This is a genomic window from Kribbella lupini, assembly GCF_039529595.1.
Taxonomy (GTDB): Bacteria; Actinomycetota; Actinomycetes; order Propionibacteriales; family Kribbellaceae; genus Kribbella; species Kribbella lupini.
This window is the reverse complement of record NZ_BAAANC010000001.1, coordinates 1969923-1990669: the sequence shown is the minus strand read 5'-3', so window position 1 is coordinate 1990669 and position 20747 is coordinate 1969923. Positions and strand designations below refer to the sequence as shown.

Below are 20747 nucleotides of genomic sequence, written 5' to 3'. Positions count from 1 at the left end.
TCGAGCTTCGTCCACAGGGACAGGACTTGAGCCGATCTCATAGAGTCACGCCATGGCGTCGCAGGGAGGACCACCGGACAACCAACCGCCGTACGGCCAGCAATACCCACCGCAGCAGTACCCGCCGCAGCAGTACCCACCGCAGCAGCCACCGCCGTACGGCCCACCGCCCTACAACCGGCCCTACGGCGCCGTGCCCTACACCATGCGCCCACCCGAGCCGCGCCAGCTCCCCGCGCCACCCGGCACGCCCTTCCATCAACTCGCCCGGAACGCTCATCACAAGTGGTGGCGACCTCTCGTCGGCACCCTGACGCTCGCCGCGTTCGCCTTCTTCGCGACGATCGCCGTCTTCCTGGTCTGGTCGATCGTGCACGGCGCGATCACCGGCGACTTCCCCGACGGCGAGGGCGACAGCCTCTTCTCCAACGATCTCGAGAACCTCGCCAGCACCCTCGTCATGCTCGCGATCCTCACCCCTGCCGTCGTCTTCACTGCCTGGGCGATCCAGCGCCGCCCGCCGTGGAGCGTCGCGTCGGTTCTCAACAAGGTCCGCTGGAAGTGGCTCTTCCTCGCGTGTCTGCCGGCCCTGGGCTACATCGCCCTGTCCTACGGCCTCAGCCTGGCCGCCGATGCCCTCTTCCCGAACGCCGACACGGCGCCCGCGGATGACGGCACCTGGGTCGGGTTCGCCGCGTTCATCGGCCCGGCACTGCTGATCCTGTTCCTCGTACCGTTCCAGTCCGGTGCCGAGGAGTTCGTGTTCCGCGGCTGGCTGGTCCAGGCCATCGGCGCCTACGCGCCGAGCAGCGACGCGCGCAACCCTGTCACCCGGGTGATCTGGCGAGCACTCCGTACGCCGTGGCCGGCGCTCGTCATCAGCAGCGCGCTGTTCGTCTCCGCGCACGGCTACACCGGCTGGGCGATGGCCGACATCTTCCTGTTCGCGATGACGGTCGGCTGGCTGACCGTGCGGACCGGCGGGCTCGAGGCTGCGATCGGGCTGCACGCGCTGAACAACCTGTTCGCGTTCATGTTGCCTGCGGCAACGGGTCAGCTGGACAGCTGGGCCGACCAGGGCGGTGCTCCCTGGACGCTGCTGCTGAGCGACGTCCCGTCACTGGCCCTGTACGCCGCGAGCGTGGTGTGGCTGGCCAAGCGACGGAAGGTCGCGACGGTCAGCGTGTGAAAACCAGCGGAGATTGTCGGTGCGATCTGGCAGCCTGTCGGCCGTGACGAACAACATCGACACCGTCCTGTTCGACTGGGGCGGCACCCTGGCCACCTGGCACGACATCGACCTGTACGCCGTCTGGCGCTCGGTGGCGGAACTGATCGACGAGGCGCGCGCCGACGAGCTGGCGGCGAAGCTGGTCGCCGCGGAGGACGCGGCCTGGCTGCGGTCGCGCGACGAGCACGTCAGTACGACGCTCGAGGACGTCTGCCTGGCCGCCGACGTGGTGATGACGCCGGCCGCGCTGGCGGAGTACGAGCGGCAGTGGCACCCGCACACCGAGCTCGACCCCGACGCGATCGGGATGCTGAAGGAGCTGCGGCACCGCGGCTACCGGATCGGCGTCCTGTCGAACACGATCTGGTCGCGGCAGCGGCACGAGGAGATCTTCGCCCGCGACGCCGTCCTGGAGCTGATCGACGGCGCCGTCTACACCAGCGAGGTGCCGTGGACCAAGCCGCACCCGGAGACGTTCCTGGCCGCGATGCGGGCCGCGGGCGCCGGCGACCCGAAGAGCTGCGTGTTCGTCGGCGACCGGCTGTTCGACGACGTCTGGGGCGCCCAGAACGTCGGCATGAAGGCCGTGCACATCCCGCACAGCAACATCCCGAGCCACCAGGTGGGCCACACCGAGGGGGCGCCGGACGCCACCATCCAGCGGCTGTCCGAGCTCCCCGGCGTACTGGACTCCTGGAGATAGCCAGGACCCCCGGGCCTGGAACGGCCCGGGGGTCCTGATGGGGGTTTGGTTGGCTACGGCTGCCTGGGCGGCTCAGACCTAGGCGGCCAGCGTCGGGTCGGCCATCAGGCGCAGGCGCCCCAGTGCCTCGCGCTCGATCTGCCGGACCCGCTCCGCCGAGATGCCGTGCACCGCGCCGATGTCGGCCAGCTTGGCCTGGCGGCCGTCGTGCAGGCCGTAGCGGCGACGGATCACGTCGGCCGACCGCGGGTCCAGCTGGTCGACCAGGCTGAACAGTCCGGACCGGTCGGAGGCGTCCGCGACCAGCTGGTCGGGGCCCGGCGCGGTCTCGGCCGCGATCAGGTCGCCCAGCGAGGTCTCGCCCTCGTCGTCGATCGGGTTGTCCAGGCTGATGTGGTCCCGGCCGATCCGGATCAGCTCCGTGACCCGTTCCGGATCCAGGTCCAGCTCCGCCGCGATCTCGTCGATCTCCGGCTCACGTCCGAGCTTGCGCTCCAGCGTCCGCCGGGCCGAGCCGATCTGGTTCAGCTGCTCGACCACGTGCACCGGCAGCCGGACCACGCGGGCCTGCTGCGCGATACCGCGCGTGATCGCCTGGCGAACCCACCAGGTCGCGTACGTCGAGAACTTGAAGCCCTTGCGGTAGTCGAACTTCTCCACCGCGCGGATCAGTCCCGTGTTGCCCTCCTGGACCAGGTCCAGCAGCGGCATCTGGGAACGTCCGTACCGGCGGGCGATCGAGACCACGAGCCGCAGGTTCGCGGTCACGAACCGCTGCTGGGCCTTCTGGCCTTCCGCGGCCAGCCACTCCAGCTCCTCCTGCGTCGCGTACTTCGGCGCGCCGCCCTTCTTGCGTCCAACCCGCCCCTCGGCCAGCAGTTGCTCCGCGAGGAGACCTGCCTCGACCGTCTCAGCGAGCTCGACTTCCTCTTCTGCCGTCAGCAGCGGAGTGCGCGCGATCTCTTCCAGGTAGAGACCGACGCTGTCCTTGCCGTCGATACCTTCGTCCATTGACCGGACACGAGCCATGCGAGCCACCGAAACTCCCTTCGTCGTTACATGGAGAGCAACGCTCGAGTGAGGTTCAAGATTCCACGACGAGTGTGTAAACAGCCTGAACGTTCCCTGAGAGTTCCCGGCACCCACGCCCTCAGGAACCCCTTTTCGCGCACCGAACCGCCAGGAACTGCTGAAAAAGCGAGCTGAATGTGTCACAGCACACATCGTTGTTCGTTGCCACCCGTAGCAACGCGCCCGGTACCCGCCGGATTCCTGCGAAAACAGGACAACCGGGGGCCGGGCGCGTGCGTCTTAAAGGGTTCAGGCCAGGCCGAGGGTGTCGAGCTCCCAGGCCAACGTGAAGGCGACTTCGCGCCATGCGTCGTACCGGCCGCTGCGGCCGCCGTGGCCGGCTTCCATCTCGGTCTTCAGCAGCACGTCGACGTCACCGGCGGCGGTCTCGCGCAGCTTGGCGACCCACTTGGCCGGCTCCACGAAGAAGACGCGGGTGTCGTTGAGGCTGGTGATCGCGAGGATCCGCGGGTACTGCTGGGCCGTCACGTTCTCGTACGGCGAGTACGACTTCATGTACTCGTAGACCTCGGCGTCCTCGAGCGGGTTGCCCCACTCCTCCCACTCGATCACGGTCAGCGGCAGCGACGGGTCGAGGATCGTGGTCAGCGCGTCGACGAACGGCACCTCCGCGACGATCCCGCCGAACGCCTGCGGCGCGAGGTTCGCGACCGCGCCCATCAGCAGGCCGCCGGCGCTGCCGCCCTGCGCGACGATCCGCTCCGGCCGGGTCCAGCCGTCCTTGGCCAGGTGCTCCGCGACGGCGATGAAGTCGGTGAACGTGTTCCGCTTGGTCAGCGTCTTGCCGTTGTCGTACCAGTGCCGCCCGAGCTCGCCGCCGCCGCGGACGTGCGCGATCGCGAACACCACGCCGCGGTCCAGCAGCGACAGCCGCGGGATCGAGAACCAAGGATCCATCGAGGACTCGTACGAGCCGTAGCCGTAGAGCACGACCGGTGCGTTGCCGTCCTTGGCGACGTCCTTGCGAGCGACGATCGAGATCGGGACCTGCGTCCCGTCGGAAGCGGTCGCCCACTCCCGGTACTGCGTGTACGCGCTCAGGTCGACGCCGCCCAGCACGGGCTGCTGCTTGAGCAGCCGGCGCTCGCCGGTCGCCACGTCCACGTCGTACGTCGAGCCCGGCGTGACCAGGGACGTGTAGCCGAACCGGTACCGGGTGTCGTCCCACTCGTCGTTGCGGCCCGGGCTGACGGTGTAGATCGGCTCGTCGAAGGTGAGCACGTCCGGAGCGCCGAAGGTCGCGCCTTCCCGCCGCATGACCGCCAGCTCGGTCAGCGCGTCCCGCCGCCGGTAGAGGATCACGTGCTGCGCGAACGCGTCGACGCCGAGCAGCCGGCTCGACTCGTCACCCTCGATCAGCGTCGTCCACTCGCCCGGCTTGTCCAGCGGCGCGGTGGCCAGCGAGAAGTTCTCGGCGTCGGCGTTGTGCGTGATCAGCAGCTGGTCGCCGGCGTGCTCGACGTCGTACTCGACGCCCTCGACCCGCGGCCGCACGACGACCGGCTCGCCGGTCGGGTCCTGCGCGTCGAGCAGCCAGACCTCGCTGGTCAGCTTGCTGCCGAGGGCGATCTGGATGGCCTGCTCGTTGCGGGTCAGGTCGACGCCGATCCAGTACCGCTCGTCGGCCTCCTCCTTGACCAGGACGTCGTCGCCGGAGGTGCCGAGCGTGTGCCGCCAGACCTGGAACGGCCGCCACGCGTCGTCGACCTTCGTGTAGAAGATCGTCGAGCCGTCGGCCGACCAGGCCGAGCCGTAGTGCACCTCGGGCAGCTCGTCGGGCAGCAGCTCGCCGGTGCGCAGGTCCTTGATCCGCAGCGTGAACCGCTCGTCGCCCTTGAGGTCGACCGAGTACGCCAGCAGGTTGCCGTCGGGGGAGACGTCGACGGTGCCGAGGGAGAAGAACTCCGAGTCGCCGGCCAGCACGTTGCCGTCGAGCATGACCTCCTCGCCGGGGATCTCGCCGTCGGTGGCCGGCGGCTGGTCGCCGTCGGCGAGCACGCGGCAGCTGATCGCGTACTGCTTCCCCTCGACCGTGCGGGTGTAGTACCAGTAGCCGCCGTGCCGCGCGGGCACGCTCAGGTCGGTCTGCAGGGTGCGCTCGGAGATCTCACCGAAGATTGCCTCACGCAACGATTCCAGGTGCGCGGTGCGGGCCTCGGTGTAGGCGTTCTCGGCGCGCAGGTGGTCCAGCACCTCGTCGTTCGACTTGTCCCGCAACCACTCGTAGTCGTCGACGAACACGTCGCCGTGGTGGGTGCGTTCGATCGGCTTCTTGGCGGCGACAGGGGGAGTCAACTCAGGCATGTGGGGAGACTACCCGCGCCCGTGTCAAAGGCTGTAGGTCGCCACCACGGGCGCGTGGTCGCTCCAGCGCTCGGCGTACGTCGGGGCGCGGTGGATCGCGCAGCCGGTGGCCGCGTCGGCCAGGGCGGGCGAGGCGATCTGGTAGTCGATCCGCCAGCCGGCGTCGTTGTCGAACGCCTTGCCGCGCCAGGACCACCACGAGTACGGACCGGGCCCGTCGCCGCCGAACCGCCGGCCGAGGTCGACCCAGCCGGCCTCGAACAAACGATCCATCCAGGCGCGTTCCTCGGGCAGGAAGCCGCTCTTCTTGCGGTTCGCCTTCCAGGCCTTCAGGTCGGCCTCCCGGTGCGCGATGTTCAGGTCGCCGCACATCAGCACGTGCCGGCCGTCGGCGCGCAGCTCGGTGAGCCGGGCGGTGATCGCGTCGAGGAAGGCGTACTTCTCCTCCTGCCGCGGCGGCGTCTCGAACTCGCCGGTGAACACGTACGTGCTGACCGCCGTCAGCGTCGACCCGTCGTCCAGGACGACGTCGGCCTCGACCCACCGGCCGGACCCGTCGAACCGCTCCGGGCCGATCTCGGTCCGCTCCAGCTTGATCGGCCGGCGGCTCGCGATCGCGACGCCCGCGCGGCCCTTGCTGCCGGCGATCGCGGGCTCGGCGTGCGCGAGGTGCCAGTCGCCGCCGAGGTGGTCGCGCAGGACCTCGTCGGTCGCGCGAACCTCCTGCATCAGCAGGAGATCCGGATCGGTCTGCTCCAGCCACGGAGCCATGCCCCGCCGGTACGCCGCCCGAACCCCGTTCACATTCACCGTGGCAACCTTCAGCACGCCCGCAACCCTAGCGGCGACCGAGCGGTACGCCGTACCGCCTCACCGTCGGACGGTGGTGAGAACGGCAGCCAGCGATCGCTCGCAGAGGTCCTCGAGCTCGTCCTCCGTGACGGTCGGGTGGTCGATCCAGGTCAGCAGGATCTGCTCGACGTAGCCCTGCCAGCCCAAGCACGCCAACTCGACCTTCGGGGTCGTCTCGACGCCCTGCTGGGCCAGGGCGTCGATCACCCAACGGCTGAAGACCTGACGCAATTCGGAGTGCAGCGCCCGGACGGCGGGGTCGCCGGCGGCCGACATGAGCAGGGTCGCGCGGTACAGCTGCGGCGCCTCGAGGACCGCGCGGACGAACGCGCGGATGCCGGAGCTGAGCTGCTGGTCGGGTGGAAGGGAGAGGTCGGGGGCGGTCCGCAGCATCAGCTCGGACGCGGCCTCCTCGATCACGGCGTACTGGAACTTCTTCTTCGAGCCGAAGTAGTGGAACAGCAGGGCGGGAGAGACGTGGGCCTCGGCAGCGACGCGCTCGACGCTGAGGTCGCCGTGCGGATCGGCCTCGAGCACCCGGCGCGCGGCGTCGAGGATCTGCGCCCGCCGTTCGTCCGGCCGCAACCGGGGCGCGCGGTGCTCTGAGGCTTGGGTCATACGGACAGTCTATTGAGTATCAGCTCAACAAGCACTTACTGTTGAGTGTCGACTCAACAGACGTCAACAGACGGAGGTCCGCGATGGCCGGCAAGGTCGTACTCATCACAGGCGCGTCCCGGGGGATCGGTGCGGCGGTCGCCCGCCGGCTGGCGAGCGAGGGCGACACCTTGGCCCTGGTCGGGCTGGAGCCCGACGAGCTGAAGCAGGTCGCCGAGGACTGCGGCCCCGAGGCCGGCTGGTGGGAGGCCGACGTCACCGACCTGGAGTCGCTGCGGACCGCGGTCGAGGGTGTCGTCGAGCGGTACGGCCGGATCGACGTCGTCGTCGCCAACGCCGGGATCGCGGCGCCCGGCTTCACCCGGAGCATGGACCCGGCGGTCTGGGAGCGCGTGCTCGACGTCGACCTGTACGGCGTCTGGCGGACCGTTCACCTGACGTTGCCGCATCTGATCGCGAGCAAGGGGTACCTCCTGCTCGTGTCCTCACTCGCGGCGGTCGTGCACATTCCGGGTCTCGCGTCGTACAACACGGCCAAGGCCGGGGTCGAGGCGATGGGCAACAGCCTGCGCGCCGAGCTGCGGCATCTCGGCGTACGGGTCGGTGTCGCGCACATGACCTTCGTCGACACCGACATGGTGCGCGGCGTCGACGACCACCCGGTGTTCGGCAAGGTCCGGACCGGGATCCCGCTCGCCAGCCGCGTCTACCCGTTGGAGCTGGCCGTCGAGAAGTTCACCGCGGGCATCAGGAAGCGCTCTCGCGTCGTGCACGTGCCCGGCTGGATCGGCCCCCTGAAGATCTTCCGCGCGCTGATCCCGCACGTCGTCGAGCTCGGCAGCCGGATGTCGGTCGCGAAGGCCGACCGTGCCGCGCTGGCCGACATCGAGGCCCGCGGCGCCGACGTCTCGTCCCGCGCGTCCGGCGCCGGTGGTCTCGCCGACACGGCCAAGGCGAAGGGTGCTCGCGGATGAGTGAACGCCGGTACGACGTCGTGCTGCTCGGTGCGACCGGGTTCACGGGAGCGCTCACCGCGGCGTACCTGGTGGAGAACGCGCCGCCCGGCCTGAAGCTCGCACTCGCCGGACGGAACCAGGCGAAGCTGGAAAAGCTCCGCTCCGACCTGAAGGCTCCCGAGCTCGACCTGCTCCACGCCGACGTCGAGGACCCGGAGTCGCTGAGAACGGTGGCCGGGTCGACCCGCATCGTCGTCACGACCGTCGGCCCGTACGTCCGGTACGGCGAACCGCTGGTCGCCGCCTGCGCCGCGGCAGGGACCGACTACCTCGACCTGACCGGCGAGCCGGAGTTCGTCGACAAGATGTACGTCGCGCACCACGCCAAGGCGGTCGAGACCGGCGCGCGGCTGATCCACTGCTGCGGCTTCGACTCGATCCCGTACGACCTCGGCGTGCAGTACACCGTCGAGCAGCTGCCGCGGCGCGTGCCGATCAAGGTGGACGGCATGATTCGAGCCGGCGGCAAGCCGTCGGGCGGGACCTGGGAAACCGCGATCACCGCGTTCTCCCGCGGCAAGCAGCACCTCGATGCCCACCGTGCGCGGCGTCGTGCCGAGGAGCGCCCGACCGGCCGCTCGGTGAAGGTGTCGCCCGGCCGGATCCATCGCCTGCAGGGCTTCTGGGCCGTCCCGCTGCCGACGATCGACCCGCAGATCGTCCGGCACTCGGCGGTGCTGCTCGATGCGTACGGGCCGGACTTCACCTACTCGCACTACGCGGCCGTGAAGCGCCTGCCGATGGTTGCCGGTGGCATCGTCGGGATGGGGCTGCTGGTCGCGGCCGCGCAGGTGCCGCCGGCTCGGAAGGCGTTGATCAACCGGATCAAGGCCGGCGACGGGCCGTCGCCGGAGCAGCGGGCGAAGTCGTGGTTCACGGCGCGGTTCGTCGGGTCGGGCGGTGGCAAGCGCGTCGTGACCGAGGTCGCCGGTGGTGATCCCGGGTACGACGAGACCGCGAAGATGCTCGGTGAGTGCGCGCTCTCGCTGGCGCGCGACGAGCTGCCGAAGACCTCGGGCCAGGTGACGACCGCCTCGGCGATGGGTCCGATGCTGCGCGCGCGATTGGTTGCCGCCGGCATCAGCTTCCGGGTGATCTCGACCGAGGAGTACTGAGCGTGCGGCGGGTGAGATCGGCCGACGGAACGCAGATCGCGCTCTACGAGTACGGCGACCCGTCGGCGCCGCCGCTCGTCTGCGTGCACGGGTACCCGGACAACGCGCGGCTCTGGGAGTCCGTCGCCGAGCGTCTCGCCGAGCAGTTCCACGTCGTCACCTACGACGTCCGCGGCGCGGGAAACTCCGACCACCCGCGCGGGCGTTCGGCGTACCGGCTGGACCGGCTCGAGGAGGACTTCACCGCCGTGCTCGACGCGGTGGCCGGCGACCAGCCGGTGCGGCTGCTCGCGCACGACTGGGGCTCGATCCAGTCCTGGCACTTCGTCACCAGCGAGCGGCTGCGCGGGCGGATCGAGTCGTTCGTGTCGATCTCGGGGCCGTCGCTGGATCACGCGGGGTACTTCTTCCGTGATCGCCGGCCGCTGCGGGAGAAGGTCTCGCAGCTGGTGCACTCCTGGTACATCTTCTACTTCCAGCTGCCCTGGGTGCCCGAGCTCGGCTGGCGCAAGGGCTGGGCGCACCGGGCCTTCGCCAAACTCGAGGCGAGCGCCGGGGGAAGCGCGCCCGCGGACGGAGAGCGCACGCTCCCGGACTACGTGAACGGCCTGCAGCTCTACCGCGCGAACGTGCTCCCGCGGCTGCTGCGGCCGCGCCCGCGGCGTACCGACGTACCGGTGCTCGCGGTGTCGCCGGACGGCGACGCGTTCGTGACGACGCCGCTGCAGACCGACGTCGCCCGCTGGGCCCCGAATCTCAGCGTCCAGGTGGTCAGGGGAGGGCACTGGTTGCCCCGGAACGATCCCGGACTCGTCACCCGTTTGACCCTCGAGCACACCCGGCGGGTGGCAGGCTGGCAGGTATGAGAACGCTCCTGAACCTGATCTGGCTGGTGCTGGCCGGATTCTGGCTGGCGGTCGGCTACGCGGTCGCCGGCCTGATCTGCTGCATCCTGATCGTCACCATCCCGTTCGGCATCGCGTCGTTCCGGATCGCCGGGTTCGCCCTGTGGCCGTTCGGCCGGACCGTGGTCGACCGCCGCGGCGCGGGCGCCGGCTCGGTGCTCGGCAACATCATCTGGGTGGTCCTGGCCGGCTGGTGGCTGGCGCTGGGTCACCTGGTGACCGGGATCGCGCTGTGCGTCAGCATCATCGGGATCCCGCTCGGCCTGGCGAACTTCAAGCTGATCCCGATCTCGCTGCTGCCGCTGGGCAAGGACATCGTCTCGACCGACGAGGCCTTCGGCGCGCGATGAGAACGCTGACCGTGCTCGGGTCCTGCGGCGCGTGGCCCGAAGCGGGCCGGGCCTGCGCCGGGTTCCTGCTCGAGTACGACGGGTTCAAGGTCGTGCTGGATCTCGGGTACGCGGCGTTGCCGCGGCTGCTCGAGCACTGCCCGGACGGCGAGGTCGACGCGGTGGTGGTGACGCACGAGCATCCCGACCACTGCGTCGACGTGAGTGCGCTGGCCCGGGTCCGGCACTACCAGGCGCCGGGCGCTGCGCCGATCCCGCTGTACTGCCCGCCGGGCGTGCTCGCCGTACTGCGGGCGCTGGAGCCCAACCCCGATCCGGCGACGATCTTCGCCGTACGCGATCTGGAGTCAGCGGAGGAGATCGGGCCGTTCCGGCTGGAGACCGTTCTCCTGCCGCACTACAAGACCAACTTCGGCGTACGGCTCAGCGCGCCGGGACTGACTGTTTCCTACACAGGAGACACCGGGCCGTCACCCGAGCTGGCGAAGCTGGCTGACGGCGCGGACCTCTTCATCTGCGACGCGACCCATCAGGAGCCGCCGGCCGAAGGGCCGCGGTTCCTGATGACGGCGCGGGAGGCCGGGACCGCGGCGGCGGGTGCCCAGAGGTTGCTGCTGACGCATTTCTGGCCCGGATCGGATCGCGCTCTCTCCCTGGCCCACGCGCGAGAGACCTTCGCCGGCGAAGTGATCGCCGCGGAGGAAAGCCTCGTGCTCGACCTCGGCTGATCAGGTCAGCGCGTCGGTCAGCCTGGCGTGCCGGAAGGCCGAGCGGTGCAGGAGCACGGCCTGCAGGACCATGCCGCCGACGCCGATCCAGAGGGCTTCGCGGTGGCCGAGGTGTTCGGCGAGGACACCGCCGAGCACCAGGCCGACGGTGAGGGAAGCCCGGTTGACCGAGCGCAGAGTCGCGTGCATCCGGCCGAGCAGACCGGACGGTGTGACGGACTGGCGGTAGCCCATCTCGATCGGGCTGTCGATGCCGATCGACAGCCCGAAGACGAACTGGCTCACGCACAGCAGGACGAAGCCGAGAGCGTTGTCGCCGGCCAGCGGGATCAGCAGGTAGCCGGCCGGGGTCATCCAACGGCCTAGGATGATCGCCGGCCCGACGCCCATCCGCCGCCCGAACCATCCCGAAGCCGTCGCGCCGATCACCGAGCCGACGCCTCCGATAGCCAGCGTCACGCCGACGGCGGCGACGCTCAGTCCGAGAGTCCGGTACGCGAAGACTGTGTACGCCGTACTGATGATTCCCTGGAACACGAACCACACGTGGGTGGTCACCGCCAGTGGGCTGGTGGTGCGGTTGCGGTAGACCCACGCGAGGCCGTCGCGGATTTCCTGGCGCAGGTCCCGTGGGACATCCTTGCTAAGGGCAACTTCCGGGACGAGTGGCCGGACGGTGAGCAGGAGCAGGCCGGAGATGAGGTAGGAGAGCGCGTCCAGGAGGATCGCCAGTGGTGCGCCGATCAGCTGGACGAGGAAACCGGCCACCGCCGGGCCGCCGGTGGTGGCGACGGCGTTGGTCTGCTCCAGGCGCGCCCAGGCCGGGGTGAGCAACGCGGTCGGTACGAGGACCGGGGGGAACGACTGGTGCGCGGCGTCGTACCCCAGCGAGAGCGCGCCGAAGACGAGAACGACCGCGACCAGCAACGGCATCGAGAGCACGTCGAGTGCGGCGAAGAGCGGGATCAGCGCGAGAACGGCGCCGCGGGCGAGGTCGGCGGTGACCAGGATCGGCCGGCGTCGGTGCCGATCGACGAAGACACCGGCCAGGAGACCGAGCAGGAGGTACGGGAACCACCGGGCGGCGCTGATGACGCCGACCTCGCTGTCGGACGCGCCGAGGGTGAAGATCGCGATCGCAGGCAGGGCGACGGTGGTGATCGACGTGCCGGCCATCGAGATGGCGTCGGCCGCCCAGAACCGGAGGAAGTCCGGGTACCCGAGCAACGGCCACCGGCGCTTCATGGCGGGACCCTATCGTCGCCCCGCCCGCGGGAAGGTCGGCGGGGCAACGAGGCGGGCCGGGCAGCAGAGCGTCCCCGGGACCTGGGGCACGGGTCAGTCGCGCTCACGCCGATTCTGGCGACTGACCCGTGCTCTTGGTCGCGGGGACGGTGGGGCGGATCAGGAAGACTTCTGCTTCTTCTTGGCGGCGGCAACGAGCTTGCGGACGTTCTCGATCGAGCCCGCGCCGGACTCGATCAGCCGGGCCCGCTCGGCCGCGAACTGCGCGCCGAGGTCGTCGCGCACTTCCTGCGACACGTCGGTGCGGGCCGGGTTGAGCACGTCGCGCTCCTCCTCGTCGAGGTGGTGGGACAGCGCCTCGGACAGTTCGTGCGTCTTCTCGCTGAACTCCTCCGACGCGGTGTCCTCGACCTCCATCAGCTCGAGCAGCGCCTCGTTGCCCTCGTCGTGCTCGTGCTCGGAGTGCTCGACCTCCTCGGCGTCGATCGCGTCCTTCTTCCGCAGCTGGGGGTAGACCTTGGACTCCTCGGCCTCCGCGTGCGCGATCAGGACGGTGGCGAGGTCGGCGAGCACGGCGGCCCGGTCGCTCTCGACGTCCCGCAGCTCGCGCAGCGCCTCCTCGAACCAGCGGTGGTCGGCCAGGATCACCTCGACCACGTCACCACCGGCGTGCTGCAGAATCTTCGGCATTCGAACCCTCCAAGTCAGTGCCCGGCAGACACACCGGGATCGACGTGCTGGTACCCGCCGCGGGCAACAGCATGCACACGACGCCATCGGGAGCGCCGGTTACGCTCCGGTCATGGCCATCACCCGCGCGCTCGTCCGCCGCCCCAGCCCGCGTCTCGCCGAGGGACTGCTGACCCATCTGGAGCGGGTGCCGGTCGACGCCGACCTCGCCGTACGGCAGTGGCAGCAGTACGTCGACGCGCTGACCGTCGCCGGCTGGACGACCGTCGAGGTCCCGCCGGCCGACGACTGCCCGGACGGCGTGTTCGTCGAGGACACGATGGTCGTGTACGGCGACCTCGCGGTGATCGCGCGGGCCGGCGCGACCGAGCGCCGTCCCGAGGCCGCGGCCGCTGCCGAAGCGGTCCAGGCCCAGGGCTACCGCCTGGCCCACATCGATGCCCCCGGCACCTTCGACGGCGGCGACATCCTCAAGGTCGGCGCCACCGTGTACGTCGGGCAGGGCGGCCGCACCAACCAGTCCGGCTTCGAGCAGCTCCGCGCCCACCTCGAACCGCTCGGCGCCCAGGTGGTCCCCGTACCGGTCCGCAAGGTCCTCCACCTCAAGTCGGCGGTCACAGCCCTCCCCGACGGAACGGTCATCGGCTACGAGCCCCTCGTCGACGACCCGTCCGCGTTCCCGAGCTTCCGCGCCGTCCCCGAGGAAGCCGGCTCCCACGTCGTACTGCTCGACGACCGCCGGCTCCTGATGGCCGCGTCCGCACCACGCTCTGCGGCGCTGTTCTCCGAGCTGGGCTACACGCCGGTCCCCGTGGACATCACCGAGTTCGAGAAGCTCGAAGGCTGCGTCACCTGCCTGTCAGTTCGCCTCCGCGGCTGACTCCTCGTCGGCCGGCCGGTGCTCGATGCGGGTCAGCTCCGGGTCGTCCATCGTGAAGGTGCGGATCGGGCCGCGGGTCTCGCGGGTCTCGAAGCGAACGGTGACCCGGCCACGGCCGGCGCCCCAGACCCAGCCGTCGCCGTACGTCGGATGGGTGACGTCCTGGCCGGGCTGGTAGCCGGCCTGGCGTTCGCGCGGGCGGACCGGCACGTCGGAGATGTCGATCGCGGCCTCGGCGGCTTCGTCGGCCTCGGACTCGGTGAACAGGTCGTCCTGGATCCAGTCGGCCAGGGACGAGACGCCGACGCCGAGCAGGCGGATGCCACCCGAGATGTCGCTGTCGTCGAGCAGGCGGCGGGCGACGCGGGCGACCACGCGCGGGTCGTCGGTCGGGCCGGGCAGGGTGGACGAGCGGGTGTGGGTGGTGAAGTCGTGCATCCGCGTCTTCACCGTGACGGTCCGGCCGGAGAGCTGGGCCTTGCGAAGACGCTCGGCGACGCGGTGCGCCATCCGCTCGCTGATCGCGGTCAGCAGGGAGCGGTCGATGATGTCGGTCTCGAAGGTGTCCTCGATGCTGACCGACTTGGTCTCGCGGTCGCTCACCACCGGCCGGTCGTCGGCGGCGACGGCGAGCCGGTGCAGGCTCGTGCCGTGCGCCGAACCGACCTGGCGGATCAGCTCGTCCTCGTCGAGCAGCTGCAGGTCCGCGACGGTGCGGACACCGGCCATGCTGAGGCGTTGCGCGGTCGCCGGACCGACGCCGGGGATCACGGTCACCTGCATCGGCGCGAGGAACTCGGCCTCCGTCCCGGGCGGTACGACGACCACGCCGTCGGGCTTGTCGAGGTCGCTGGCGATCTTCGCGATCAGCTTCGACGTACCGGCGCCGACCGAGGCGGTCAGTCCGCCGCTGGCCTCCTTGATCGCGTCCTTGAGGTCGGAGGCGATCGCCTCGACGTCGTCGACGGTCAGATCGTGCAGCCCGGCCGCGGACAGGTCGACGAACGCCTCGTCGAGCGACAGCGGCTCGACCAGTGGGGACAGCGCACGCATCTGCGCCATCACCGCCTGGCTGGTCGCGCGGTACACCTCGAACCGCGGCCACAGGTACGCCGCGTGCGGGCAGCGCGACCGCGCCTCGGCCGTCGACATCGCCGACCGGACGCCGTACTTGCGCGCCTCGTACGACGCGGTCGACACGACCCCGCGCAGGCCGATCCCGCCCACGACGACGGGTTTGCCGCGCAGGGAGGGCTTGTCCCGCTGCTCGACCGCCGCGAAGAACGCGTCCAGGTCGACATGCAGGATCGACGGATCGGCACGCACGCCACCAGTCTGTCTGGTGCCACCGACAGTCCCGGCGCCGGTCTACTCTGCCGGGCATGGCCAGCTTTCCTGAGCAGTGGGACGACGGTACGGCGGCCGGTGGACCCGATCATCAGGTGCACTGGTACGACGAGCGGACGGCGATCGTCCGGCAGGCGTTGCGGACCAACTTCGAGGGGCCGTTCGTCTACCTGCTGATCGGGTCGGAGCGCGCTCTCCTGCTGGACACCGGGACCGGGCACGCGGATCTCCGCGTGGTGGTCGACGAGCTGTTGGCCGGGCGGGACGTCGAGCTCGTGGTCGCTCACACCCACGGACACGGCGATCACGTCGGCGGGGACGGCCAGTTCGACCGGGTGGTGGGCCGGTCGGTGGAGGAGGTCGCCGCGTTCTTCGGGATCACGTCCTGGCCGGGCGAGATCGTCAGCCTCGACCTGGGAGAGCGCGTTCTCGACGTGATCCCGATCCCGGGGCACGAGGGCAGCGACCTCGCGGTCTACGACCGGGAGACGCGCCTGCTGCTGACCGGGGACTCGTTGTACCCCGGCCGCTTGTACGTGCCCGACTGGCCGTCGTACCGGAGCAGCATCCGGCGGCTGGCCGAGTTCGTTGCCGCGGGCAATCCCGTGGAGTGGGTGCTCGGTGCGCACATCGAGATGACGGACCGGCCGGGGGAGGACTACCCGATGGGCGCCGACGTGCATGCCGACGAGCACCGGTTGGAGCTCGCCCCGGAGACCCTGACCGAGCTCGACGAAGCACTGGCCGCGGCGGGCCCGGAGCCCGGCCGGCTGGTCCACGACCACTTCGTCGTGTTCCCGCGCTAGGACCACCAGGTGATCGGCGACGCGATCCAGGTCACATCTGCGGCGTGGTTCAGGCAGACTGTCGCCAGGTACTGAGAAGTACGCCGTACCCACGGCAGTACCGGAACAGGGGAGGCCAGATGGGCGAGGAAGTCGACCGGGTCGAGTTCACCCGGGCGGACCGCACGGCGTTCCGCAACCAGGTCCATCGCAACCTGGACGCCTTCGCACGGATGCTGCGCGAGGCACGGTTCGACGCCGAACGGCCGATGACCGGGATCGAGATCGAGCTGAACCTGGTCGACGAGCAGTGCGACCCGGCGTTCAAGAACGCCGAGGTGCTGAGCGCGATCGAGGACGACGCGTTCCAGACCGAGCTCGGCCAGTTCAACATCGAGATCAACGTGCCGCCCGGCCAGATCGACGGCGACGGGCTGGACACGATGGAGGCCTCGATCCGGGCCAGCCTGAACGCGGCCGAGGAGAAGGCGCAGCGGACCGGCTCGTCGATGGTCGTGGTCGGCATCCTGCCGACGCTGATGACCGAGCACATCCACCGCGAGGCGCTCAGCACCAACCCGCGGTACGCGTTGCTGAACGACCAGATCTTCCAGGCCCGCGGCGAGGACGTGCAGATCTCGATCGACGGCGTCGAACGGCTCTCGGTCACCGCCGACAGCATCGTGCCCGAAGCCGCCTGTACGTCGACGCAGTTCCACCTGCAGGTGACGCCTGAGGCGTTCCCGAAGTACTGGAACGCCGCCCAGGCGATCTCCGGCGTGCAGCTGGCGGTCGGGGCGAACTCGCCGTTCCTGTTCGGCAAGGAGCTGATGCGCGAGACGCGGATCGCCCTGTTCGAGCAGGCCGCCGACACGCGTACCCACGAGCTGAAGACCCAGGGCGTCCGGCCCCGGGTGTGGTTCGGTGAACGATGGATCACCTCGATCTTCGACCTGTTCGAGGAGAACTCGCGGTACTACCCGGCGCTGCTGCCGGTGACGTCGGACGAGGATCCGATCGCCGTCCTGGACCGTGGTGACGCCCCAGCTCTTTCGGAGCTGCGCCTGCACAACGGGACGATCTACCGCTGGAACCGTCCCGTGTACGACGTTGTCCGGGACAAGCCGCACCTGCGGGTCGAGAACCGGGTGCTCCCGGCCGGCCCGACCGTCGTCGACACGATGGCCAACGGCGCCTTCTACTTCGGGCTGGTCCGTGCGCTGGCCGACGACGAACGGCCGATCTGGTCGCAGATGTCGTTCAGCGCGGCCGAGGAGAACTTCCACGAGGCGGCCCGGCAGGGCATCGACGCGGAGGTGTTCTGGCCGGGCGTCGGGACGGCGCGCGCGACCGAGCTGGTGCTGCGGCGGCTGTTGCCGTTGGCATCGCAAGGCCTGGACGCGTGGGGCGTTGCGCCCGACGTACGGGACCGGTTGCTGGGCATCATCGAGCAGCGGTGCCTCACCCACCGCAACGGCGCGTCGTGGCAGGCCGACGAGTTCCACCGCCTGTACACCAAGGGGTCCCACGATCGGCGTGACGCTCTGCGAGGAATGCTGCGCCGCTACCGCGACCACATGCACGACAACACCCCGGTGCACGAGTGGCCGGTCGACTGAACCGGTTAGCCCACACTGTGAAGAAACGCCCCCGCCCGTAGACAACGTAGGACACCGGGCCGGCCCGCTTGCCGAGGGCAACGGCATCGGACTGGCGCGTCGGCCCCGGACCCTGCAAGGGTGTCGGCCAAGCCGGCGTGGGGGAGGGTTAGAAGCCACGGCGGCGGGTATGCAGGTTCCAACCGAACTGCCTGCCCGGGACGACACGGTCTCGTTGCGGACACAACTGCCTAACGGTCACGGTCGCGACACAGATGGTGCTTTTCCACAGATGCCGGTAGCGGTTCAGGGCAGTATCGTTCGGAACGGGTCGACAGACACCCGGAGGTGAGGCAAGTCGATGACGACCATCGTCGTGGGTTATGTGCCGAAGGCCGAAGGGCGTGCAGCTCTTCGAAGGGCGGCGGAGGAGGCGACGCTCCGCGACGCCAAGCTGGTGGTGGTGAACTCCCACCGTGGCGGACGCAGCTTCGACAGCGACGAGGCGGCGGCCAGTGAGGCCGCGTTGACGGAGGTACGGGAGCAGCTCGACTCGACCGGGGTGCCGTACGAGGTACGGCAACTGGTGCGTGGACTCGACCCGGCGGAGGACCTGGTGGCCGTCGCCGAGCAGGTGCACGCGGAGTTCATCGTGATCGGCCTGCGGCGCCGGTCGCCGGTCGGCAAGCTCATCCTCGGGAGCAACGCCCAGCGGGTGCTGCTGGACGCTCCGTGTCCGGTGCTCGCGGTCAAGGCCGAGGCTGAGTTGTCTGAAGGGGAGGAGGACTGAGGTGACTTCGACACGCAGCAAGAAACTGTGCCTGGCGCAGCAGCCCGACGCCGACGAGATGCTGAGCAGGGACCCTTTCGCGCTGATGGTCGGGATGCTGCTCGACCAGCAGATCCCGATGGAGCGGGCCTTCGCCGGCCCGGTCCTGATCGCCAAGCGGATGGAAGGGTCGTTCGACCCGTGCACGGTCGCGGCCTACGACCCGGACGGTTTCGTCGAGGTGGTGGCCGGCCCGCCCGCGGTGCACCGGTTCCCGACCGCGATGGCCGCCCGGATCCAGACGCTGGCCAAGCACCTGGACGAGGAGTACGGCGGTAACGCCTCCGGCGTGTGGGCCGACGTGAAGTCCGGCGACGACCTGCTGGCCAGGCTGTCGGCACTGCCCGGCTTCGGCGCGCAGAAGGCGAAGATCTTCGTCGCGCTGCTCGGCAAGCAGCTCAAGGTCCGCCCCCGGGGCTGGCGCGAGGCGTCCGAGCCGTACGGCGAGGACGGCGCGTACAAGTCGGTGGCGGACGTGATCGACGTGGCCTCCCTGGTGAAGGTCCGTCAGTTCAAGGCCGCCCAGCAGGTCACCCAGCAACGCGTGGTGGCCCGCCCGTTGCGGCAGACCAGGAACAGCTGAAGCGCTCGGAACAGGTCCGGTGCCGGCCCGCGGGGGCGTGCGGGCACCGGCCGTGCCACGCCGGGACGGGGGTCGCGCGTGGGTTCGGGTTGCCCGGCGGATTACAATGTAGTGTTGCTGCCGCCTGACGGGCACCCCGGTGATTAACTGCTGACCAGCGAACACGATCGCAGACGAGCACAGAAGCCGGTGCGCAGCGCACAATTCGTGTACCACCAGTTCCACCAGCACCGCCGTACAGAAAACCCTGCGTCAGACGAGAGGTAATTCGTGTCGTCCAGCTCGTCCGAGAATCTCCCCGCCGAGTCAGCCCGGGCTGTGGCCGCCACTGCCCGGAGCACGGCCCCGAGGACCAGCGCCAGAGTGCCTGACCCTGCTGCCAAGAAGGCCACCGTGAAGAAGGCCGTGCCCGCGGCCAAGAAGGCTGCTGCATCCAAGGAGGACGGTATCCCCGCGAAGAAGGCCGCCGCGAAGAAGGCGCCGGCGAAGAAGGCCGTGTCCGAGGCGGGTCTGGCGATCGACCCGAAGACCGGGAAGCCGCGCGCGCTGGACGAGGTCGACGAGTCCGACTTCTCCGCCGACGCGGTGAAGCCGCTGGAGAAGGAGCTCACCGAGGACCAGGGCTTCATCGTCTCCGAGGCCGACGAGACCGACGAGCCCGAGCAGCAGGTGATGGTGGCCGGCGCGACCGCCGACCCGGTCAAGGACTACCTGAAGCAGATCGGCAAGGTCCCCCTGCTGAACGCCGAGCAGGAGGTCGAGCTCGCCAAGCGGATCGAGGCCGGCCTGTTCGCCGAGGAGCAGATCAGCGACGCCGAGACCAAGCTCAAGGAGAAGGTCAAGGACGAGTACGAGTGGATCTCGGAGGACGGCCGGCGCGCCAAGAACCACCTCCTCGAGGCCAACCTGCGACTCGTCGTCTCGCTGGCCAAGCGCTACACCGGCCGCGGCATGCTGTTCCTGGACCTGATCCAGGAGGGCAACCTCGGTCTGATCCGCGCGGTCGAGAAGTTCGACTACACCAAGGGCTACAAGTTCTCGACGTACGCCACCTGGTGGATCCGGCAGGCGATCACCCGCGCGATGGCCGACCAGGCCCGCACCATCCGCATCCCGGTGCACATGGTCGAGGTCATCAACAAGCTGGCCCGCGTCCAGCGGCAGATGCTGCAGGACCTCGGCCGCGAACCCACTCCGGAAGAGCTCGCCAAGGAGCTCGACATGACCCCGGAGAAGGTCATCGAGGTGCAGAAGTACGGCCGCGAGCCGATCTCCCTGCACACTCCGCTCGGTGAGGACGGCGACTCGGAGTTCGGCGACCTGATCGAGGACTCCGAGGCGATCGTCCCGGCCGAGGCGGTCTCGTTCACGCTGCTGCAGGAGCAGCTGCACGCGGTGCTGGACACGCTGTCCGAGCGCGAGGCCGGTGTGGTCTCGATGCGCTTCGGTCTGACCGACGGCCAGCCGAAGACGCTGGACGAGATCGGCAAGGTCTACGGCGTCACGCGCGAGCGGATCCGGCAGATCGAGTCCAAGACGATGTCGAAGCTGCGGCACCCGTCGCGGTCCCAGGTCCTGCGCGACTACCTCGACTGATGCACCAGGTGATCGCCGGCGCGCTGTCGCTGGTGATCCCTGCGCTCGACGCGGCAACTCTGGCCGCCGCCGTGTTCACGGCGGCGGCCTTGCTGTTCACGCTGCTGCTGGCCGACCGGACCTCTCGCCGTACGCCGGTGGTGACGCCGCTGGTCGCGCTGACGCTGCGCGAGCAGTCGGCGCGGACGTCGTACGTCCCGCTGCGTGACCCCGACGTGGCCGGCCGGCCACGTCCCAGAGCTCCCGGGCTGTAGTCGCACTTCCTCGCGACCGGTCCGAA

At 69.8% G+C, this 20747-nt stretch carries 21 protein-coding genes; 14 read left to right on the top strand and 7 right to left on the bottom strand.

Translation table 11 applies throughout. The features are described from left to right. The first annotated feature begins 52 nt into the window (after positions 1-52). Together ABD235_RS09135 and ABD235_RS09130 are read left to right on the top strand one after the other, a co-directional pair. Complete coding sequence (locus tag ABD235_RS09135; RefSeq protein ID WP_344171974.1) at positions 53-1189, top strand: CPBP family intramembrane glutamic endopeptidase; 1137 nt, start codon at positions 53-55, stop codon at positions 1187-1189. A gap of 43 nt (positions 1190-1232) precedes the next feature. Next, positions 1233-1934: an HAD family hydrolase gene (locus ABD235_RS09130; RefSeq protein WP_344171972.1), complete on the top strand. Its 702-nt coding sequence runs from the start codon at positions 1233-1235 to the stop codon at positions 1932-1934. Between the two features lie 78 nt (positions 1935-2012). Here ABD235_RS09130 and ABD235_RS09125 read toward each other — a convergent pair whose 3' ends face one another. The 4 genes from ABD235_RS09125 to ABD235_RS09110 form a co-directional block, all read right to left on the bottom strand. After that, positions 2013-2972 (bottom strand): sigma-70 family RNA polymerase sigma factor, encoded by a 960-nt coding sequence (locus ABD235_RS09125; protein ID WP_184795009.1) that lies wholly within the window; start codon positions 2970-2972, stop codon positions 2013-2015. Positions 2973-3254: 282 nt separating this feature from the next. Continuing rightward, complete coding sequence (locus ABD235_RS09120; protein WP_344171969.1) at positions 3255-5330, bottom strand: S9 family peptidase; 2076 nt, start codon at positions 5328-5330, stop codon at positions 3255-3257. Positions 5331-5354: 24 nt separating this feature from the next. Then, positions 5355-6158, bottom strand: a complete 804-nt coding sequence (gene xth / locus ABD235_RS09115; RefSeq protein ID WP_344171967.1) for an exodeoxyribonuclease III — start codon at positions 6156-6158, stop codon at positions 5355-5357. Between the two features lie 42 nt (positions 6159-6200). After that, positions 6201-6800 carry a TetR/AcrR family transcriptional regulator gene (locus tag ABD235_RS09110; protein ID WP_344171965.1) on the bottom strand — a complete coding sequence of 200 codons (600 nt, stop codon included), beginning with the start codon at positions 6798-6800 and terminating at the stop codon, positions 6201-6203. A gap of 83 nt (positions 6801-6883) precedes the next feature. Between ABD235_RS09110 and ABD235_RS09105 the strand changes: the two genes are divergently transcribed. Genes ABD235_RS09105 through ABD235_RS09085 form a run of 5 tightly spaced genes read left to right on the top strand, consistent with a single transcriptional unit; the run spans position 6884 to position 10914 of the window. Then, the gene (locus ABD235_RS09105; RefSeq protein WP_344171963.1) at positions 6884-7774 is read left to right on the top strand and encodes an SDR family oxidoreductase; all 891 of its coding nucleotides are present in this window, start codon (positions 6884-6886) and stop codon (positions 7772-7774) included. Next, positions 7771-8931, top strand: coding sequence for a saccharopine dehydrogenase family protein (locus ABD235_RS09100; RefSeq protein ID WP_344171961.1), 1161 nt, complete (start codon positions 7771-7773; stop codon positions 8929-8931). The genes ABD235_RS09105 and ABD235_RS09100 overlap by 4 nt, the downstream gene beginning before the upstream one ends. A 2-nt stretch (positions 8932-8933) precedes the next feature. Then, positions 8934-9797 (top strand): alpha/beta fold hydrolase, encoded by an 864-nt coding sequence (locus ABD235_RS09095; RefSeq protein WP_344171959.1) that lies wholly within the window; start codon positions 8934-8936, stop codon positions 9795-9797. Next, positions 9794-10186, top strand: a complete 393-nt coding sequence (locus ABD235_RS09090) for a YccF domain-containing protein (RefSeq protein ID WP_344171956.1) — start codon at positions 9794-9796, stop codon at positions 10184-10186. Before ABD235_RS09095 ends, ABD235_RS09090 begins: the two co-directional genes overlap by 4 nt. After that, positions 10183-10914 (top strand): MBL fold metallo-hydrolase, encoded by a 732-nt coding sequence (locus ABD235_RS09085; RefSeq protein WP_344171955.1) that lies wholly within the window; start codon positions 10183-10185, stop codon positions 10912-10914. The genes ABD235_RS09090 and ABD235_RS09085 overlap by 4 nt, the downstream gene beginning before the upstream one ends. Here ABD235_RS09085 and ABD235_RS09080 read toward each other — a convergent pair whose 3' ends face one another. Then, positions 10915-12159, bottom strand: coding sequence for an MFS transporter (locus ABD235_RS09080; RefSeq protein WP_344171953.1), 1245 nt, complete (start codon positions 12157-12159; stop codon positions 10915-10917). It abuts the gene before it with no gap. Positions 12160-12318: 159 nt separating this feature from the next. Next, on the bottom strand, positions 12319-12849 hold the full coding sequence (locus ABD235_RS09075) for a hemerythrin domain-containing protein (RefSeq protein WP_344171951.1): 531 nt from the start codon (positions 12847-12849) through the stop codon (positions 12319-12321). Between the two features lie 112 nt (positions 12850-12961). On the opposite strand from ABD235_RS09075, the gene ddaH reads away from it, so the two are divergent. Next, positions 12962-13729, top strand: a complete 768-nt coding sequence (gene ddaH, locus ABD235_RS09070; RefSeq protein WP_344171949.1) for a dimethylargininase — start codon at positions 12962-12964, stop codon at positions 13727-13729. On the opposite strand, the gene ABD235_RS09065 is transcribed toward ddaH, so the two are convergent. Then, positions 13709-15055 (bottom strand): DNA polymerase IV, encoded by a 1347-nt coding sequence (locus ABD235_RS09065; RefSeq protein WP_344171947.1) that lies wholly within the window; start codon positions 15053-15055, stop codon positions 13709-13711. The genes ddaH and ABD235_RS09065 overlap by 21 nt on opposite strands. Positions 15056-15111: 56 nt before the next feature. Between ABD235_RS09065 and ABD235_RS09060 the strand changes: the two genes are divergently transcribed. The 6 genes from ABD235_RS09060 (at position 15112) to ABD235_RS09035 (ending at position 20721) form a co-directional block, all read left to right on the top strand. After that, positions 15112-15882 (top strand): MBL fold metallo-hydrolase, encoded by a 771-nt coding sequence (locus ABD235_RS09060; RefSeq protein ID WP_344171945.1) that lies wholly within the window; start codon positions 15112-15114, stop codon positions 15880-15882. Positions 15883-16001: 119 nt separating this feature from the next. Beyond that, the gene (locus ABD235_RS09055) at positions 16002-17480 is read left to right on the top strand and encodes a glutamate-cysteine ligase family protein (RefSeq protein ID WP_344171943.1); all 1479 of its coding nucleotides are present in this window, start codon (positions 16002-16004) and stop codon (positions 17478-17480) included. Positions 17481-17820: 340 nt separating this feature from the next. Beyond that, positions 17821-18249, top strand: coding sequence for a universal stress protein (locus tag ABD235_RS09050; protein ID WP_344171941.1), 429 nt, complete (start codon positions 17821-17823; stop codon positions 18247-18249). A gap of 1 nt (position 18250) precedes the next feature. Next, a complete protein-coding gene (locus ABD235_RS09045) occupies positions 18251-18871 on the top strand; it encodes an HhH-GPD-type base excision DNA repair protein (protein ID WP_344171940.1) in 621 nt (206 codons plus the stop codon). A 270-nt stretch (positions 18872-19141) separates the two neighbouring features. Beyond that, entirely contained in the window at positions 19142-20467 is a 1326-nt protein-coding gene (locus ABD235_RS09040) for an RNA polymerase sigma factor (protein WP_344171938.1), read from the top strand. Further along, the gene (locus tag ABD235_RS09035) at positions 20467-20721 is read left to right on the top strand and encodes a DUF6412 domain-containing protein (protein WP_344171936.1); all 255 of its coding nucleotides are present in this window, start codon (positions 20467-20469) and stop codon (positions 20719-20721) included. Before ABD235_RS09040 ends, ABD235_RS09035 begins: the two co-directional genes overlap by 1 nt. Positions 20722-20747 lie beyond the last annotated feature (26 nt).